The following is a 556-nucleotide window of genomic DNA, read 5'->3' as shown; positions in this document are numbered from 1 at the left end:
TGACGATCACCAAACCTGACGGTAGCACTGACACCGTTGAACATACGCTGACGGCAGATGAAGTGACAGCGGGTAAAGCCGAAGTGACTATCCCTGCGGATAAAGCAACTCCGGATGGCAATTATTCTGTGAAAGCAGAAATTACCGATCCTGCGGGTAATACGAGTGGTGAGGGTAAAGCAACAGACTTTACGGTCGATACGGTTGCCCCTTCAGCACCAGAATTAAAAGCAGAAGATGACGGTTCGGTGTCTATTGAACTGCCAACGGATGCCAATAAAGGTGATACCGTAGAAATTACGTTTGAAGATGAAAACGGTGACAAACATACGGTGACCTTAGAAAAAGGCGACAATGGTTGGATATCGGATACCCCTGCTTTAATTCCGGATAGCAATGGTGATAAAGCGACGATCCCTGCGGATAATGTGAAAGATAACAGCGAAGTAACGGGTGTTGCCAAAGATCCAAGCGGTAATGAAAGTGACCCTTCAACTGTGACTTCAAAAACCGATGGTGTCACCGATGCGCCAGTGCTGACTATCCCAGAAGTGGC

At 47.5% G+C, this 556-nt stretch carries 1 protein-coding gene; it reads left to right on the top strand.

Features of this window, described 5'->3' with window-relative positions; genetic code table 11:
* Positions 1-556: Ig-like domain-containing protein (locus JEP36_RS17835; RefSeq protein ID WP_232805482.1), on the top strand; the 556-nt coding region annotated here is incomplete at both ends.

Source organism: Proteus sp. PR00208 (genome assembly GCF_016238545.1).
Lineage (GTDB): Bacteria > Pseudomonadota > Gammaproteobacteria > Enterobacterales > Enterobacteriaceae > Proteus.
The sequence above is the reverse complement of the archived record's forward strand: the minus strand, read 5'-3'. Positions and strand labels throughout refer to the sequence as shown.